The sequence below is a fragment of the Escherichia sp. E2748 genome (genome assembly GCF_005781125.1).
Taxonomy (GTDB): Bacteria; Pseudomonadota; Gammaproteobacteria; order Enterobacterales; family Enterobacteriaceae; genus Escherichia.
The window spans coordinates 1-13,150 of record NZ_VATP01000028.1 but is presented as its reverse complement, the minus strand read 5'-3'; the positions used below and the strand labels follow the sequence as shown (position 1 = coordinate 13,150).

Annotated in this window: 13 protein-coding genes and 2 tRNA genes; 5 read left to right on the top strand and 10 right to left on the bottom strand. The window is 53.5% G+C overall.

What is annotated here, in order from left to right:
- Positions 1-15 precede the first annotated feature (15 nt).
- Both deoA and deoC read right to left on the bottom strand, forming a co-directional pair.
- Complete coding sequence (gene deoA, locus FEK42_RS19355; RefSeq protein WP_000477811.1) at positions 16-1,338, bottom strand: thymidine phosphorylase; 1,323 nt, start codon at positions 1,336-1,338, stop codon at positions 16-18.
- Between the two features lie 125 nt (positions 1,339-1,463).
- Positions 1,464-2,243: a deoxyribose-phosphate aldolase gene (deoC, locus tag FEK42_RS19350; RefSeq protein ID WP_088544469.1), complete on the bottom strand. Its 780-nt coding sequence runs from the start codon at positions 2,241-2,243 to the stop codon at positions 1,464-1,466.
- A gap of 257 nt (positions 2,244-2,500) precedes the next feature.
- On the opposite strand from deoC, the gene FEK42_RS19345 reads away from it, so the two are divergent.
- Both FEK42_RS19345 and FEK42_RS19340 read left to right on the top strand, forming a co-directional pair.
- Positions 2,501-4,051: a YjjI family glycine radical enzyme gene (locus tag FEK42_RS19345; protein WP_138211929.1), complete on the top strand. Its 1,551-nt coding sequence runs from the start codon at positions 2,501-2,503 to the stop codon at positions 4,049-4,051.
- Positions 4,023-4,886, top strand: a complete 864-nt coding sequence (locus FEK42_RS19340) for a YjjW family glycine radical enzyme activase (RefSeq protein WP_135491885.1) — start codon at positions 4,023-4,025, stop codon at positions 4,884-4,886. The genes FEK42_RS19345 and FEK42_RS19340 overlap by 29 nt, the downstream gene beginning before the upstream one ends.
- A gap of 127 nt (positions 4,887-5,013) precedes the next feature.
- Here FEK42_RS19340 and FEK42_RS19335 read toward each other — a convergent pair whose 3' ends face one another.
- The 8 genes from FEK42_RS19335 to holD form a co-directional block, all read right to left on the bottom strand.
- Positions 5,014-5,796: a metal-dependent hydrolase gene (locus FEK42_RS19335; RefSeq protein WP_135491884.1), complete on the bottom strand. Its 783-nt coding sequence runs from the start codon at positions 5,794-5,796 to the stop codon at positions 5,014-5,016.
- On the bottom strand, positions 5,793-6,866 hold the full coding sequence (locus tag FEK42_RS19330) for a patatin family protein (RefSeq protein WP_130204772.1): 1,074 nt from the start codon (positions 6,864-6,866) through the stop codon (positions 5,793-5,795). The genes FEK42_RS19335 and FEK42_RS19330 overlap by 4 nt, the downstream gene beginning before the upstream one ends.
- 121 nt (positions 6,867-6,987) lie before the next feature.
- A complete protein-coding gene (locus FEK42_RS19325; protein ID WP_000490275.1) occupies positions 6,988-7,149 on the bottom strand; it encodes a DUF1328 family protein in 162 nt (53 codons plus the stop codon).
- 126 nt (positions 7,150-7,275) lie between these two features.
- Entirely contained in the window at positions 7,276-7,881 is a 606-nt protein-coding gene (gene osmY / locus FEK42_RS19320) for a molecular chaperone OsmY (protein WP_112035949.1), read from the bottom strand.
- Between the two features lie 401 nt (positions 7,882-8,282).
- Positions 8,283-9,872, bottom strand: coding sequence for a peptide chain release factor 3 (prfC, locus tag FEK42_RS19315; RefSeq protein WP_130204770.1), 1,590 nt, complete (start codon positions 9,870-9,872; stop codon positions 8,283-8,285).
- 90 nt (positions 9,873-9,962) lie between these two features.
- On the bottom strand, positions 9,963-10,640 hold the full coding sequence (gene yjjG, locus FEK42_RS19310) for a pyrimidine 5'-nucleotidase (protein ID WP_000870705.1): 678 nt from the start codon (positions 10,638-10,640) through the stop codon (positions 9,963-9,965).
- Positions 10,641-10,654: 14 nt separating this feature from the next.
- A complete protein-coding gene (rimI, locus tag FEK42_RS19305; RefSeq protein WP_001092450.1) occupies positions 10,655-11,101 on the bottom strand; it encodes a ribosomal protein S18-alanine N-acetyltransferase in 447 nt (148 codons plus the stop codon).
- Complete coding sequence (gene holD / locus FEK42_RS19300) at positions 11,070-11,483, bottom strand: DNA polymerase III subunit psi (RefSeq protein WP_130204768.1); 414 nt, start codon at positions 11,481-11,483, stop codon at positions 11,070-11,072. Before holD ends, rimI begins: the two co-directional genes overlap by 32 nt.
- Before the next feature lie 102 nt (positions 11,484-11,585).
- Here holD and rsmC point away from each other — a divergent pair, with 102 nt between their 5' ends.
- The 3 genes from rsmC to FEK42_RS19285 all read left to right on the top strand — a co-directional run bounded on the left by rsmC (position 11,586) and on the right by FEK42_RS19285 (position 13,119).
- Positions 11,586-12,617: a 16S rRNA (guanine(1207)-N(2))-methyltransferase RsmC gene (gene rsmC, locus FEK42_RS19295; protein WP_001272323.1), complete on the top strand. Its 1,032-nt coding sequence runs from the start codon at positions 11,586-11,588 to the stop codon at positions 12,615-12,617.
- Between the two features lie 300 nt (positions 12,618-12,917).
- Positions 12,918-13,004 (top strand) — tRNA-Leu (locus FEK42_RS19290).
- Between the two features lie 28 nt (positions 13,005-13,032).
- Positions 13,033-13,119, top strand: a tRNA-Leu gene (locus FEK42_RS19285).
- Positions 13,120-13,150: the final 31 nt, after the last annotated feature.

Sequence of the window (13,150 nt, the reverse complement as noted above, 5' to 3'; positions counted from 1 at the left end):
CAGATCAGTATACCGTTATTCGCTGATACGACGATAGACAGTTGGTGTGCTTTCCGGTGCTTTATCGGCAAGTTTAATTGCCGCTTTCACCGCTTTCGCCGCTTCCTGCCAGCTGTTTTCGTCTTTCGCGTGGATAACCGCCAGCGGACGCTGACCGTCTACCTGGTCGCCCAGACGCGCCATATCAGTAAAGCCGACGCTGTAATCGATGGTGTCAGATGCCTGACGGCGACCGCCGCCCATCGCAACCACTGCCATTCCCAGCGCACGGGTATCCATTTCACTGACAAAACCTTCGGTATCAGCATAGACTGCTTTCGTCAGCATCGCTGTCGGCAGATACTTCGCGTAGTTCTCAACGAAGTCGGTCGGGCCTTTTTGTGCTGCCACCATACGACCAAAGACTTCTGCCGCTTTACCGTTGTCCAGCACCGCCTGCAATTTTGCGCGCGCTTCGGCGTCATCTTTCGCCAGTTTACCGGAGATAAGCATCTCCACGCACAGCGCCATCGTGACATCAAACAGACGCGGGTTACGATACTCACCCGTCAGGAACTGCACCGCTTCACGTACTTCAACCGCGTTACCTGCACTGGAGGCCAGCACCTGATTCATATCGGTGAGCAGCGCGGTGGTGCGCACGCCAGCGCCGTTAGCCACGCCAACAATCGCTTCGGCAAGGGCTTCAGAGAGTTCGTAGGTCGGCATAAACGCGCCGCTACCCACTTTCACGTCCATCACCAGCGCATCCAGACCTTCCGCCAGTTTCTTCGCCAGGATCGAGGCAGTGATCAGCGGGATGGAGTCCACGGTTGCGGTAATATCACGGGTCGCGTAGAAACGTTTATCCGCCGGAGCCAGTGAGCTGGTCTGGCCGATAATCGCCACGCCGACGTCTTTAATAATTTCGCGGAAACGGTTGTCATCCGGGAAGATGTCGAAACCAGGGATGGATTCCAGTTTGTCGAGCGTACCGCCAGTATGACCGAGGCCGCGACCGGAGATCATCGGAATATAGCCGCCACAGGCAGCGACCATCGGCCCCAACATCAGCGAAGTCACATCGCCGACGCCACCGGTGGAGTGTTTATCAACAATCGGGCCATTCAGATGCAGGCTTTTCCAGTCGAGAACGGTTCCTGAATCTCGCATCGCCATGGTCAGCGAGACACGCTCCGGCATCGTCATATCGTGGAAGAAAATGGTCATCGCGAGAGCGGCAATCTGCCCTTCGGAGATAGTGTTGTCGCGAATGCCGTTGATAAAGAAACGAATTTCTTCATCACTCAGCGCATGACCATCACGTTTTTTACGAATAATTTCTTGTGCGAGAAACAAGGTAACCTCCCGTGGAAAAGAGTATGAGGCGGCTTTTGCCGGATGCGTCTACGCCTTATCCGGCCTACGGATGATACGTCTCGTAGGCCGGATAAGTGCAGCGCATCAGGCGCAAAGCATCTTACTTAGTAGCTGCTGGCGCTCTTACCGTCGCCGTGGCCCAGCGCTTTTAGCAGGCTTGCCAGCAGGCTGGAAGCGCCAAAGCGGTAGTGACGCGCATCTGCCCAGTCAGCACCGAACAGTTCATCTGCGATGGCGAGATATTTCTGCGCATCTTCCGCAGTACGCACGCCGCCCGCCGGTTTGAAACCAACGGTTTTTTCTACGCCCATGTCGCGGATCACTTCCATCATGATGCGCGCGCTTTCCGGCGTCGCGTTCACAGCCACTTTACCGGTAGAGGTTTTGATGAAGTCAGCGCCGGCTTTGATGGAGATTTCAGACGCTTTACGGATCAGCGCTTCGTCTTTCAGTTCGCCAGTTTCGATGATCACTTTCAGCAGTACGTTCGCCGCCGCGCAAGCCTCTTTACAGGCTTTCACCAGATCAAAACCAACTTGCTCGTTGCCCGCCATCAGCGCACGGTACGGGAACACCACGTCAACTTCATCAGCACCGTAGGCGATTGCCGCACGGGTTTCTGCCAGCGCAATTTCAATGTCATCATTACCGTGTGGGAAGTTGGTTACCGTAGCAATACGGATTTCCGGGGTGCCCTGCTCTTTCAGCGTTTTGCGAGCAATCGGGATAAAGCGAGGATAGATACAGATAGCAGCGGTATTGCCGACCGGAGTTTTGGCCTGATGACACAGGGCGATCACTTTCTCGTCGGTGTCGTCGTCATTCAGGGTAGTCAGGTCCATCAATTTCAGTGCACGCAGGCTGCTTGTTTTCAGATCAGTCATTTCATTCTCCTGGCTTGTCGCCAATAAAATTCACCTTGCGAGTTTGTTAGTATTCTAACATCGACTCCGCAACACACTTCGATATACATCACAATTAAGAAAATCTACTTACAAATTTGCATTACGGTAATGCGATCTGGTTCAAATAATTCACTTTCAAATGAATGCACCGGTGGTGACAAACGCATCAGGATCAAAGTGAACATCACGAAACTTCTTACAATGGCGCATCACCTTTGGCATAAAAGGAAAAGAAGATGCCCACTTCTCACGAGATTGCACTGCAACAACGTTGCCAGCAAATTGTCACAAGCCCGGTGCTTAGTCCGGAGCAGAAACGCCATTTTCTGGCGCTTGAAGCAGAAAACAATCTGCCTTATCCGCAGCTGCCTGCCGAAGCCTGCCGCGCGCTGGATGAAGGCGTAATCTGCGATATGTTTGAAGGTCATGCGCCGTACAAACCGCGCTATGTCTTACCCGATTACGCCCGTTTTCTGGCGAACGGTTCCGAATGGCTGGAGCTGGAAGGCGCGAAAGATCTTGATGACGCGCTCTCTCTGTTGACCATTCTTTATCATCATGTCCCTTCGGTCACATCGATGCCGGTCTACCTGGGGCAGCTGGATGCGTTGTTGCAGCCGTATGTTAGAATTCTAACACAAGACGAGATCGACATTCGAATAAAACGTTTCTGGCGTTACCTCGACAGAACCCTGCCAGACGCCTTTATGCACGCCAATATCGGCCCGTCTGACTCGCCTATTACCCGAGCGATTTTACGCGCAGACGCAGAGCTGAAGCAGGTTTCACCGAACCTGACCTTTATCTACGATCCTGAAATTACCCCTGATGACCTGCTGCTGGAAGTGGCGAAAAACATCTGTGAATGTAGCAAACCGCACATCGCCAACGGTCCGGTGCATGATAAAATTTTCACAAAAGGGGGCTACGGGATTGTGAGCTGTTACAACTCACTGCCGCTGGCGGGGGGTGGCAGCACGCTGGTGCGCCTTAACCTGAAAGCCATTGCCGAGCGCAGTGAATCGCTGGAAGACTTCTTTACGCGCACTCTACCGCACTACTGCCAACAGCAGATCGCCATCATCGATGCGCGGTGTGAATTCCTCTATCAACAATCACACTTCTTTGAGAATAGCTTCCTGGTGAAAGAAGGGCTGATTAACCCTGAACGTTTTGTGCCAATGTTTGGCATGTATGGGCTGGCGGAAGCGGTTAACTTGCTGTGCGAGAAAGAAGGGATTGCCGCGCGCTACGGTAAAGAAACCGCTGCAAATGAAGTGGGTTATCGCATCAGCGCGCAACTGGCGGAGTTTGTCGCCAATACCCCTGTGAAATATGGCTGGCAAAAACGCGCCATGTTGCACGCACAGTCGGGGATCAGTTCTGATATCGGCACCACGCCGGGCGCACGCTTGCCGTATGGCGATGAGCCAGATCCGATCACCCATCTGCAAACTGTCGCCCCGCATCATGCTTATTATTATTCCGGCATCAGCGACATTCTGACGCTCGATGAAACCATCAAACGTAATCCGCAGGCGCTGGTACAGCTTTGCCTCGGTGCCTTTAAAGCCGGAATGCGTGAGTTTACCGCCAATGTCAGCGGTAACGATCTGGTTCGCGTTACCGGTTATATGGTGCGTTTGTCGGATTTAGAAAAATATCGCGCCGAAGGTTCACGCACCAACACCACCTGGCTGGGCGAAGAGGCCGCACGTAACACTCGTATTCTGGAACGCCAGCCGCGCGTGATAAGCCATGAACAGCAGATGCGCTTTAGTCAGTAAGATTATCCCCTTCTCCTGCGTTGACGGGCCAGGCAGTCGTCTGGCTCTGTTTTTGCAGGGCTGCAATCTGCGCTGCAAAAATTGTCACAATCCGTGGACGATGGGGCGCTGTAATGATTGCGGAGAGTGCGTGCCACAGTGTCCGCATCAGGCGTTGCAGATTGTTGACGGCAAAGTGCTGTGGAACGCTATGGTCTGCGAGCAATGTGATACCTGCCTGAAGATGTGTCCGCAGCATGCCACGCCAATGGCGCAATCCATGAGCGTGGATGAGGTGCTTAGCCATGTCCGCAAAGCGGTGCTGTTTATTGAAGGGATAACGGTGAGCGGCGGCGAAGCCACGACCCAGCTGCCGTTTGTGGTGGCGCTGTTTACTGCTATCAAAAATGATCCGCAACTGCGCCACCTCACCTGTCTGGTGGACAGTAACGGTATGTTGAGCGAAACCGGCTGGGAAAAATTACTCCCGGTTTGCGACGGCGCGATGCTCGATCTCAAAGCGTGGGGGAGCGCGTGCCATCAACAGCTAACCGGACGCGATAATCAGCAGATTAAGCGCAGCATCTGTTTGCTGGCAGAGCGCGGCAAGCTGGCGGAACTGCGTTTGCTGGTAATCCCTGGCCAGGTGGATTATTTGCAACACATCAATGAGCTGGCGGCGTTTATCAAGGGACTTGGCGATGTTCCGGTTCGCCTGAACGCGTTTCATGCCCACGGCGTGTATGGCGAGGCGCAAAGCTGGGCGAGCGCCACGCCGGAAGACGTTGAGCCGTTGGCTGATGCGTTACGGGAGCGCGGGGTGAGCCGGTTGATATTTCCGGCGCTGTATTTGTGACATGCCGGATGCGGCCTACGGATCGGCACAGGCCTCCAGGCATGATAAGACGCGTCAGCGTCGCATCTGGCATTATGCACCGACTGCCGGATGCGGCGTGAACGCCTTATCCGACACGAAAGACAAACTACCCACATACGTTAAACACCGCATACGTGTTATTAAGCAACACTTCGGCAATCTCATCCGCAGGTTCCGGACGCAACTCGCAAAGCACAGCAAACACACGGGCAGCCTGCTCCGGGCGGTTAGGCTGCCCCTGAAAACCGTTGAGCGGCATATCCGGCGCGTCGGTTTCCAGCAACAACGATGCCAGCGGTAATTTTGCGATGACATCGCGGGTTTTACTGGCGCGTGGATAGGTGATAGTACCGCCTACGCCAATTTTGTAGCCCAGCTGTACAAACCGTTCGGCCTGCTGCAAGCTGCCGGAAAAACCGTGAACCACGCCAGTGCACGGCAAATCGTGACGCTTAAGATGCATCGCCAGTTTGTCGTGCGTGCGCCGTGAATGAAGGATCACCGGCAGAGCGTAGCGTTTCGCCAGTTTCAGTTGTTCGTCGAGCAACCACTGCTGCCTCTCAAATTGCGGATCATCGCCGAAGAGATCCAGACCGATCTCCCCCACCGCCACCACCTTCGCCGGACGCCTTTCCAGCGCCTGCTGTAACTGATCCAGCGATGCATCGTTATGTTTTTCCAACATACCCGGATGCAAGCCCAATGCGGCATACAGTGGCTGATAATTTTCCGCCAGTGCCAGCACGCGGGCAAAATTTGCCGCCTCGGTTGCCGGAACAATGATCTTGCCTACGCCCGCTTGTGCCGCGCGTTGCAGGCTGGCCTCTTTATCGCCGCTAAACGGCGGGAAATCAAAATGGCAGTGGGTGTCGATAAAACGGCAAATCAAGCCAGATCCTCATTGTTAAATGTCGGGTCGTTCGCCTGCGGAGCGTCGCTCACTTCGGCAACCAGCGTATCGTTGGCGACTGGCGCAGGCGGAATGACTATCGATTCCGGTGTCACCACTGGCACCAGATGGCGGGTAAGCGGCGCTTTTTCAGTTAATAGCTTGCCAACCGTGGCGAGGAAATAACGACCGCATAAACGCCCAAGTTTATAGTCTTCGCGCAGTGCCGGAAGCCGACTACCGAGCGCAATACTATGCAATGGCTTCGGCGGATAAATTTCGAATATCCGCAGCTTGCCCGGTGGTTTCTCAATAAACTGCTGAATGTCACGATAGCTGGTTTCATGATGCTGCACCAGATTGACCAGCGGCTGCAGGCTACTGTCACCCAGCCAGCGTTCCATACGCTTGAACCACTGCGGCGTGTAGTACATTTGTGACGGCACGGTGCGGATGACGACCAACGTTTTTGCTCCCTGCCTTGCCGCCTCTTTAACCGGAATCGCATCACTGATCCCACCATCCAGGTAGTTAATGCCTTCCAGCGACACTCCGCTACGATAAAAACCAGGTATCGCACTGGAGGCGCGAATCACATCCAGCCAGTTTTGTTTGGTTGGTAAAAAGTAATTCGGCGCGTAGTCATCCTGACGACAGGCACACATATAAAAGGATTTACCGCTGTCAAACAGCCGCGCGGCGGTGTCCATTTGCAACGGCATCTGGCTTGCGGTGGCCTCCACCAGCCAGTCGAGATCGATAAGATTTCCTCCACGTACAAAGCGCACTGGATCGAAAAATTCGCGTTTTGTGGTATAGCGCATGATGACTTTGCGCGCGTAACCGGGCTGATTGCAGATATATGCCGAAAGGTTCTGCGCCCCGGCAGATGTGCCGAGATAAAGATCGAAAGGATTAAACTGCGCGCGCATAAACTCATCCAGCACACCAGCCGTGAAAATTCCACGCTGCCCGCCGCCTTCGCACACCAGAGCAATTCGTCCAGGCTGGAACGGCCTTAGCGACAACGGCGCAATATTACCAAGCGTTACAGGTATTCGCTGCCCCACCTCTGCCTTCCTGTTTTTGTTGTGAAAGACTGACAAAGTAACGCAATTTATTATTCACTAAAACCGCAAAAGCCAGTCCGCTGGACTGGCCTTGTATAAAATTTTCTTAATAGTTTGAAATCTAGGGTCGTTTTCGGCCCATAAACAAACTCACCAGGAACAGAATAATCCCGACGACAAAGACAATTTTAGCTGCGCCTGCAGCGGTACCGGCCAGACCACCAAACCCAAGTGCGGCGGCGATTAACGCGATAACCAGAAATATGATGCCCCAACGAAACATAAGCGTCTCCTTTACCATAGTTAATGTCACCGCTTGATATGAGCGTGAAAATCACTCAATGCGATATTTTTAGTGTGGTGCACATCGCGCCTCCCGACAAAGTTCGGGAGAACGAATTACGACGAATTACTTAGTTTTCAGATCATTTTTAACGCTTTTCACACCATCTACCGCTTTGGCGATACTTTCAGCACGGTCGCTTTGTGCCTGGGAATCGACGGTACCGGAGAGCTGAACCACGCCGTCGGTGGTTTCAACTTTCACATGACGGGAAGGGACGATGTCATCCGCCAGCAGTTTGGCTTTGATTTCACTGGTGGTGGCGGTGTCACCCGCATAGCCCTTCACAGAACCTTCTTTAGCGTCGCGAACGTGCAGTTTGTCGCTGACAGAGGTCACGCCTTCAACGCCTTTCGCCACTTTCACAGCCTCTTCGGCCTGGGCCTGGCTTTCAACGAAACCACTCAGGGTCACCACTTTTTGATCGGTTTTGACAGAGATATCAGTGCTCTTGATGTTGTCATGATCCACCAGGGCCGCCTTCACTTTCGCGGTGATGGCGCTGTCATCCATGAAATTACCGACTTTATTCATAGAGCTATCGACTTTTTGCCCTGCGCTTTCATTGGTTGTCTGCGCGCTGTTTTCTGCGTAGGCAGAGCCGGTCGCGACGGCAGAGGTCAACATTACAGCCAGCAGAGTTTTCGAAATCTTCAGTCTTGTCATAGTCATCGATTTATTCCTGTATGTTTGCTCGTAATTTGAGCCAGGCAACACGAGGTTGCATTGCTGAAAGGGAGAGACTTCACCCTGTACAGAAGTCAATGGTCGCCATCACAAAAGCGATGAGTGATGAATAACGACCATTACAGCCTCTGAATCAGTTATTAATATCAATCGGATGACAGTTAACGGTTTTAAATACTGATATCTACGTATTGATCGGTATTTAAAGCCGTCAAAAATGTCATCACTTTGTTAAATATAGATCACAATTTTGAAACCGCTCGCCGTATCGACTAAAAAACGCGCAAACATAAGCAAAAGCTAATGTTTTAAGAACCTTCCGCAAGCGGCTAATAAGGAAGGGAAATTGACAGGGCGCGGCGGATACCGCGCCCTGGAGGCAAGAATTAATGCTCGCGGGTCTGGTGGAACTGAACGTCCGGGTAACGCTCCTGCGCCAGGCGCAGGTTGACCATGCTGGTAGCGATGTAAGCGAGGTTGTCGCCGCCATCCAGCGCCAGTTGGCTTTCGTTCTTACGCTTGAACTCTTCGAATTTCTTCGCGTCCGCGCATTCTACCCAGCGAGCGGTGGCGACGTTGACTGACTCATACACCGCTTCGACGTTGTATTCGCTCTTCAGGCGCGATACCACCACATCAAACTGCAGCACACCAACCGCACCAACGATCAGATCGTTGTTGGAGATCGGACGGAACACCTGCACCGCGCCCTCTTCGGAAAGCTGTACCAGCCCTTTGAGCAGCTGTTTTTGCTTCAGCGGATCTTTCAGCCGGATACGACGGAACAGTTCTGGCGCGAAGTTCGGAATACCGGTGAACTTCATCATCTCACCCTGGGTAAAGGTGTCGCCGATCTGAATAGTGCCATGGTTGTGCAGACCAAGGATGTCGCCCGGATACGCTTCTTCAACATGCGAACGGTCGCCCGCCATAAAGGTCAGCGCGTCGGAGATCACCACATCTTTCGCGGTGCGCACCTGGCGCAGTTTCATGCCTTTTTCATATTTACCGGACACCACACGCATAAACGCCACGCGATCGCGGTGTTTCGGGTCCATGTTGGCCTGAATTTTAAATACGAAGCCGGTAAATTTATCTTCGCTCGCTTCTACGGTACGGGTATCGGTCTGACGCGGCATCGGCGCAGGCGCCCACTCCACCAGGCCATCCAGCATATGATCGACGCCGAAGTTACCCAGCGCAGTACCGAAGAATACCGGGGTGATTTCGCCCGCAAGGAACAGCTCTTTGTCGAACTCGTTAGACGCGCCTTTCACCAGTTCCAGTTCGTCACGCAGTTGTTGTGCCAGATCTTCACCGACTGCTGCGTCGAGATCCGGGTTATTCAGCCCTTTAACAATGCGGACTTCCTGAATGGTGTGGCCTTTACCGCTCTGATAGAGATAGGTTTCATCTTTATAAAGGTGGTACACGCCTTTAAACAGCTTGCCGCAGCCGATCGGCCAGGTGATCGGCGCACAGCCGATTTTCAGCTCGTTCTCAACTTCATCGAGCAGTTCCATCGGGTCGCGGATATCACGGTCAAGTTTGTTCATGAAGGTGAGGATCGGTGTATCGCGCAGACGGGTAACTTCCATCAGCTTACGGGTACGATCTTCAACACCTTTTGCGGCGTCGATAACCATCAGGCAGCAGTCCACCGCCGTCAGGGTACGATAGGTATCTTCCGAGAAGTCTTCGTGCCCCGGGGTGTCGAGCAGGTTAACCAGGCAATCCTTATAAGGGAACTGCATCACAGAAGTGGTAATAGAGATACCACGCTGCTTTTCCATTTCCATCCAGTCCGACTTGGCGTGCTGGTTAGAACCACGGCCTTTTACCGTACCGGCGGTCTGAATGGCCTGTCCGAACAGCAGCACCTTCTCGGTGATGGTAGTCTTACCGGCGTCCGGGTGAGAAATAATGGCAAAAGTGCGGCGCTTCGCCACCTCTTGCAAATAAGGAGACAACGTCATAATTCTTTCTTCTTGAGTAAGCGGCATCGCGCCGCGCTTGTTGAAAACGAAAAATTGCGGCTATTTTACCCATCAACGGGGGGGAGGCAATCAGTGTTTACACAGGAGCTGCTCCAGTTCGTGCAACGAAGAGACGGTCCAGGTGGGCGCGATGCCTTCTGGTTGCTCGCGATTGTGCGCATTCAGCCAGCAGGTCGCAAGCCCGGCGTTGATGCCACCGAGAATATCGGACTCGGCAGTGTCGCCAACCATCAGCACGCGTGAACGGTCAGGATTGCCCGCCTGTTCCAGCGCATAATCGAAAATTTTCTTATTCGGTTTGGCAACGCCAACTTCTTCGGAAATCACCAGCAAATCGAAGTAATCACGCAGGCCCGTGCGTTCCAGACGCACTTGCTGCAAGGCGCTAAAACCGTTGGTGATTATGCCGATTTTGGCGTTACCACGAATGGCGTTAAGCAGGGAAACCGCGCCCGGCAGCGGCGTGCAGATTTCTGCCATCGCATTAATAAAGGCATCGTTGAGTTTACCCGGCTCGACGTTCAGCCGTTCGGCCCAACTTTCAAAACGCCCGTGCTGAAGCTGTAATGAAGTGATCGCGCCGTTTTGATAATCCACCCACAGTGGCTTGTTAACGGCCTGATAGTCCTGAAAATCTTCAGCGGTAAAGGTGACGCTGTAGTCAAGAAACATCCGCTGCAAGCCGGTGAATGAGTCAAAGGTAAACAGCGTTTCATCGGCATCAAAGAAAATCCAGTCCCACTTCATTATTCCACCTTGTCTTACATACTGATTGGCAACGCCATGATGATGGCGTCTTCGCGACCGTCCGTGGTGGGGTAGTAATTGCGGCGAATCGTCGCCTCGTTAAAGCCTAAACTTTCGTACAGGGCAATGGCGGCAGCGTTTGAAGCACGGACTTCCAGCCATAGCGTCGCCACGCCGCGTTTTTCCAGTTCGTCGATCAGATGTTCCAGCAGCGCCCTTCCCAGCCCCTGACGCTGATAGTCGGGATCGACCGCAATATTGAACAATGTAGCTTCATCCAGCACCACTTGCGTAATCGCAAACGCCGCCATTTTGCCGTTTTGCGTTAACTGAAAGTTGAGATAGCGCTCGCCCTGATTGCTGGCAAACGTTTTTTCACTCCACGGAAAGGCGTGGGCGCGTTGTTCAATGTGGAAAGCCGCTGGTAAATCAGTCGTTTCGAGGGAAGAAATCGTGTTCATATGTGCAAATTTGTTGCCATAACGCGGCGCGTGCCGTTGGGTTTGCCCGTAATTCGGTGAGCGCCGGTGATGCCACCTGAGCGCCTTCCAGTGATAGCGGTTCGTCAGTACCTAACCGCCAGCTGTTGCAGCGACTGCCTTGCGGCAGCATCGCGATCCTATCTGGCGTCAGTTGCAGCACTTGATCGGGGCTGACGGTTAATGCACGCAGAACGTCGCTCACCAGGGGATCGGTCAGGGCGGGAAGATCGTTTGCCACCATCACCAGACGGACGTGTGCCGGGATCGCAATGGCAATCTCCCCCTGCAACGCGCCAGGGCGACGCAGCGACCACTGGGTAATGCCCAGTTGCTGTAACTGCCAGTCTCGTCGGGATGTCATAGCGAATCGCTCCTGTTGTCAGGGGCGCAAATATAGCAAATTCGTCGATACCGCGCCAACATATGGCTATAATCGCCGCCAGTATCAATTGAGGAGCATTCCATGTCTGCATTTACCCCGGCAAGTGAAGTCTTGCTGCGTCACAGTGATGATTTCGAACAAAGCCGTATTCTGTTTGCCGGAGACTTACAGGATGACCTGCCCGCGCGTTTAGATACCGCGGCCAGCCGTGCTCATACCCAGCAATTCCACCACTGGCAGGTGTTAAGCCGCCAGATGGGGGATAACGCCCGTTTTAGTCTGGTCGCCACAGCGGATGATGTCGCAGATTGCGATACGCTGATTTACTACTGGCCGAAGAATAAACCAGAAGCCCAGTTCCAGTTGATGAATTTACTTTCTCTGCTGCCGGTGGGGACGGATATTTTTGTCGTTGGCGAGAACCGCAGCGGCGTACGCAGCGCCGAGCAGATGCTGGCCGATTATGCGCCGCTGAATAAGGTAGACAGCGCCCGTCGCTGTGGCCTCTATTTTGGTCGTCTGGAAAAACAGCCGGTATTTGATGCCGATAAATTCTGGGGCGAATACAGCGTCGATGGCCTGACGGTCAAAACGCTGCCTGGCGTGTTTAGCCGCGACGGTCTGGATGTCGGTAGCCAGTTGCTGCTCTCGACGTTAACTCCGCACACCAAAGGTAAAGTGCTGGATGTCGGCTGTGGCGCGGGCGTGCTTTCGGTTGCCTTTGCGCGCCACTCACCGAAGATTCGTCTCACTCTGTGCGATGTCTCTGCGCCAGCGGTAGAAGCCAGCCGTGCGACGCTTGCTGCCAACGGTGTTGAAGGTGAAGTCTTTGCCAGCAACGTCTTTTCCGAAGTGAAAGGTCGTTTTGATATGATCATCTCCAACCCGCCGTTCCACGATGGGATGCAAACCAGCCTGGATGCGGCGCAAACGCTGATTCGCGGCGCGGTGCGTCATCTTAACAGCGGCGGCGAGCTGCGAATTGTAGCGAACGCCTTCCTGCCTTATCCGGATGTGCTGGATGAGACATTTGGCTTCCATGAAGTTATCGCGCAAACCGGGCGCTTCAAGGTGTATCGCGCCATTATGACCCGCCAGGCGAAGAAAGGTTAAGTATCTTGCACCTGTCGCCGCATGTCGTGTTGGATGCGGCCTGAACGCTTTATCCAACCAATGTACGTTACCCGTAGGCCAGATAAGACGCGTCAGCGTCGCATCTGGCATCTGTACCTGCATGTCGTGGCGGGTACGGCCTGAACGCTTTATCCGACCGACAAACGAATTATCCACAATCCGCTGATGGCCATTTTTCCAGCAATTACACATCAGGCGATAATTAACTATTGACGAAAAGCTGAAAACCACTAGAATGCGCCTCCGTGGTAGCAATTCTTTTTTAAGAATTGATGGTATGCGAAGGTGGCGGAATTGGTAGACGCGCTAGCTTCAGGTGTTAGTGTCCTTTCGGACGTGGGGGTTCAAGTCCCCCCCCTCGCACCAAAAACCACGTTGATATTGCTCGCACTGGGCGAAGGTGGCGGAATTGGTAGACGCGCTAGCTTCAGGTGTTAGTGTCCTTACGGACGTGGGGGTTCAAGTCCCCCCCCTCGCACCAAACGAGGCGATATCAAAAAAGTAAGATGACT

Bases quoted from the DNA above. Each gene is read 5' to 3' on its own strand.
- FEK42_RS19325 (WP_000490275.1), bottom strand. From the start codon at position 7,149: ATGTTTCGTTGGGGCATCATATTTCTGGTTATCGCGTTAATCGCCGCC.
- FEK42_RS19340 (WP_135491885.1), top strand. From the start codon at position 4,023: ATGAACAGCAGATGCGCTTTAGTCAGTAAGATTATCCCCTTCTCCTGC.
- holD (WP_130204768.1), bottom strand. From the start codon at position 11,483: ATGACATCCCGACGAGACTGGCAGTTACAGCAACTGGGCATTACCCAG.
- prfC (WP_130204770.1), bottom strand. From the start codon at position 9,872: ATGACGTTGTCTCCTTATTTGCAAGAGGTGGCGAAGCGCCGCACTTTT.
- yjjG (WP_000870705.1), bottom strand. From the start codon at position 10,640: ATGAAGTGGGACTGGATTTTCTTTGATGCCGATGAAACGCTGTTTACC.
- rsmC (WP_001272323.1), top strand. From the start codon at position 11,586: ATGTCTGCATTTACCCCGGCAAGTGAAGTCTTGCTGCGTCACAGTGAT.
- osmY (WP_112035949.1), bottom strand. From the start codon at position 7,881: ATGACTATGACAAGACTGAAGATTTCGAAAACTCTGCTGGCTGTAATG.
- rimI (WP_001092450.1), bottom strand. From the start codon at position 11,101: ATGAACACGATTTCTTCCCTCGAAACGACTGATTTACCAGCGGCTTTC.
- FEK42_RS19345 (WP_138211929.1), top strand. From the start codon at position 2,501: ATGCCCACTTCTCACGAGATTGCACTGCAACAACGTTGCCAGCAAATT.
- deoC (WP_088544469.1), bottom strand. From the start codon at position 2,243: ATGACTGATCTGAAAACAAGCAGCCTGCGTGCACTGAAATTGATGGAC.